We start from the raw sequence: 3,632 nt of genomic DNA, 5'->3' as shown, positions 1-3,632 counted from the left end.
AGCGGCATTGACGCCATCATAACGCAAAGAACATAACAACTGGGTGGGTCAAGTCTCGGTGACAATGCCGGGTCAGTTCTCGGTGACAATCAACAGAGATCACGGCTGAGCGCGGCGTCATTGTTGATCACGCGACGCTGAACCGTTGGGTGGTTAGATTTTCACCTCTGATCGCCGCAAACGCTCAAGCGCGGAAGCGGGCTACGGCGAATTCTTGGCGGATGGACGAAACGTATATAAAAGTCAGGGGCAAGTGGACCTACCTCTACCGAGCCGTAGACCGAGATGGCCAAACCCTTGATTTCATGCTGTCCGAGCGCCGCGACCTGGCTGCAGCCCGCAGGTTTTTCAAGCAGGCCATTGCCGCAAATGGCGTGCCGGATCGGGTGGTCAACGACAAAAGTGGCGCAAACCTGGCCGGCCTAACAGCTGTGAACGTGATCCTGAAGTTCACTGGGACGGGCCGCCTCGTCACGATCCGGCAGGTCAAGTATCTCAACAATATTCTGGAATAGGATCACCGTTTTATCAAGCGGATTACTGGCCCAATGATGGGCTTCAAGGCTTTCCATTCAGCTGTCGCAACCATCGCAGGGATCGAAGTCGCTCACATGATCCGCAAGGATCAGTTTACGGCAAACGGAATAACCGCCTTCCAGCAGTTTGCTGCGCTGGCGGCATAGTCATGTCCGCAGGGTAGCCTTTTTAAAGCCCTGCAGAAATTTGCGACAAAGCCCTGAATAACGTCTTACTCCAATATTCTGCTGACCGGGCCGCTGGTGATGATGTTCGTGCAGCATTTGATATTCTCTGGAGTCGCCTCTCCCAAATGAAGCGAGGGTCCACCCAAGACACATTGGTCGACTACGATATTGATTTATCGGTTTTTGATAACTTGATGTCTGCTTTGGTTGCCAATGACAGTCGGGTCGCAGCGTTGGACACGGGCCCCGAGGACGACGCCGTGGCGCTTGAACTTGCCGAGCTTCTCCAAAAGTTCGACGGCGATTTGAGAACTTCTTCACTCGACGTTCTGCAGGCCTCCTTGGTGCAAGCTAGTGATGTACGTACTGGTGTCCTCCGCATCGCCAAAACTGTTCTTTACATGAGCTTGACCATTCTAGTTGCGGCTATGCTTCTCTTTATTGCTTTCGCTCTCGACAGCGTCCTGACGCGCCGCGCACTCACCGAGAAGGAGGCCTTGCTGCAAGAGGCCTACGCCGCCGATATCGCCAAATCCCAGTTCATCTCGGTGATGAATCATGAATTGCGCACACCGTTGACCTCTATCAGCGCCTCGTTGGCCTTGCTGAAGAGTGGGGTGCTTCCACATATGCCCGCAAAGGCCAGCCGTCTGAGATAGTAGAGCGGAATTGCACAGCTCTCAGAAGGCTTGTTGATGATCTTTTGGATACGGAAAGATACGCTTCGGGAAAAATGAAATTTAATCTCCAAGTAATCGATCTTTCGGCAGCGTTGAACCATTCTATCGAAACAAATCAATCCTATGCGGATTCCTATAGTGTGGAAATTTTTGCCGACAGCATAGAGCCGAACGTGAAAATCAGCGCCGATCCCGCTCGGTTAGATCAACTCATGGCAAACCTACTTTCGAACGCGATCAAATTCTCAAAGGAGGGAGATAAGGTGCAGATTGACCTTACCACCAAAACCGGCCGTGCCATCGTCGCGGTAACAGACCACGGACGCGGTATTCCACAAAAGGACAAATTGCGCATTTTTGAAAGATTTCAGCAAGTTGACTCTTCCGACAAACGTGAACGTGGCGGCACGGGTCTCGGCCTGAGCATTGCGAAGGCAATCGCCGAGGCGCATCAGGCTGAACTGACCGTGGAAAGTGTACTGGGCAAAGGAAGCACCTTTTACATCAGCTTTCCCCTCATAGTAGGCAGTTAGCAGAACGGCAGAAGGTTCGAAATCGCTTTACCAAGAGGTAATATCTCACCCAAGGTAATGCTGGAACCACTGCTGCCTATCCTTGCGGAAGGTGATATATTACATAAAACGGATTACAGGCATCGGCTTTTTTCTGAATGGCGTTTACAGGCTTGGAGGCGAGGCGCGCGCTACCTCAACTGCGACTTCGGTTAGAAAACAGTAGTTTATCTAATGAGAGGAACGGTATGGGAGCCGTTTACAACCAACTAAGTATCACAGAGCGACGCAAGATAGAACGCTGGAGACACGCAAAGGTCCCTGTCGATGAGATGGCGCGATTTGAAGCGCTGTAGATCAACTATATTCCGCGAGCTAAGGTGCAACCATTTCTAGGACGAAAGCATGCCCGGATGCGATGGCTATCGCGGTGCCGCGGCCCATATGATGCAAGCGGATCGTCGTGCCCGCGAGCGCAAGCCGATCAAACAGCCTGAGTTGTACAAGCTCGTGATTGAGCGCATCAAGAATGGTTGGACACCCGAGCAGATCAGTAACCGCATGATCCACCAAGGTACTCCACTCAGGGTCTGCCAAGAAACCATTTATCGCTAAATTTATTCCAAGGAAGGTCAGCGTGAAGACCTGTGGTGGTATCCACCGATCCACCGTGTCGCCCGCAGACCACGTCGTACCAGAAGGCGTAGAGAACCCAAATTCCACCGCGATGTCAGCATCCTGTTCCGCTCGGATGATGTGGCTCACCGCCGTCAGTTTGGCCACTCACTGCCCGACAGGCGATTTGTGAAACAAATCTGCCGAGAGGGGGAAGCTGATTTGATGCTGTTCAAACAGAAGCTTGGCCGGACCAACGTCACCTCACTGGTTAAGCGCGTCAGCCGCTTCACCTTAATTCTAAAGAACCCTGGAATACGCCAGCCGAGGTTGTTCGCGAAAAGATGTTGGAGGAAATGCGATGACACCCCTACCCTGAGCTCAACAAGAGTCGCGGTTCAGGTATCGCTCACAGAGGGTAGCCCCGTCGGATTATGATGCGATAGCGGACCAGATCATCGCTAGCAAATGGTTTGGGCGTTGAAACCTGTGTCGATTTGGTGACGCGGGTGCGTCACACTCTGCAAAGGGCGCAGAAAGACGGGCATTTGTTGCAAGACACTAGCCAGATGGGTGTCTGTGGCGAGTGAACTAGGAGACCGAACGCAATGAAATTTTTAATTTGATTGTTTTTTTACTTGCGAAGTAGCTTGCCAGTGTTAAGTAAGATATAGGCCTAGCCTGTTAGGTTCACCGTATGGGGACCGCTTATCAGCCGAGACATTTGTCTCGGCTTATTTGTTTTTAGCCCTATGTAGCTCAAAACAATAATGTTTAATGCCCATACTGGCTATTTCCTCATTTTTTAGGCATGTGTTTGCAGTCTTTGAGAGTGTCCGATCTTCTGTGTATGAGTAATTTGGCCCATGCTTCATTAACGAAGGAGCATGACGACAATGACGATATCCAAGGAAGTTTTAGACGAGCTGCTGAGCGGCGTTGAGAACGCGGACGATTTACTGGGCGATCAGGGCTTGATGAAAGAGCTGAAGGTGCGCCTGATGGAACGGATGCTTGGCGCTGAACTGACCGAGCATTTAGGCTATGAGCCTGACACCCAGCCCACAAACCAACAGAGCAACCGCCGCAATGGCACGTCGCGCAAGACGTTGAAGGGCAAT

At 51.7% G+C, this 3,632-nt stretch carries 3 protein-coding genes and 2 pseudogenes; all 5 read left to right on the top strand.

Annotated elements, in window-relative coordinates; all coding sequences use genetic code 11:
• Positions 1-95: 95 nt before the first annotated feature.
• Positions 96-683, top strand: a pseudogene (locus BM174_RS20620) (IS6 family transposase); the annotation flags it as partial.
• A 173-nt stretch (positions 684-856) separates the two neighbouring features.
• Complete coding sequence (locus BM174_RS20615; protein WP_177209573.1) at positions 857-1,363, top strand: histidine kinase dimerization/phospho-acceptor domain-containing protein; 507 nt, start codon at positions 857-859, stop codon at positions 1,361-1,363.
• 74 nt (positions 1,364-1,437) lie between these two features.
• Positions 1,438-1,917 (top strand): sensor histidine kinase, encoded by a 480-nt coding sequence (locus tag BM174_RS20610; protein WP_093925660.1) that lies wholly within the window; start codon positions 1,438-1,440, stop codon positions 1,915-1,917.
• 227 nt (positions 1,918-2,144) lie between these two features.
• A pseudogene (locus BM174_RS21815) lies at positions 2,145-2,853 on the top strand (IS30 family transposase); the annotation flags it as partial.
• Positions 2,854-3,407: 554 nt separating this feature from the next.
• Positions 3,408-3,632 (top strand): transposase (locus tag BM174_RS20600; RefSeq protein WP_177209571.1); only part of this gene is annotated, 225 nt, incomplete at its 3' end.

Origin of the sequence: Sulfitobacter brevis, from assembly GCF_900112755.1 — a bacterium.
Taxonomy (GTDB): Bacteria; Pseudomonadota; Alphaproteobacteria; order Rhodobacterales; family Rhodobacteraceae; genus Sulfitobacter; species Sulfitobacter brevis.
Note: the sequence above shows the minus strand (reverse complement) of the source record. Positions and strands in the feature narration are given on the sequence as shown.

Bases quoted from the DNA above. Each gene is read 5' to 3' on its own strand.
- BM174_RS20610 (WP_093925660.1), top strand. From the start codon at position 1,438: ATGAAATTTAATCTCCAAGTAATCGATCTTTCGGCAGCGTTGAACCAT.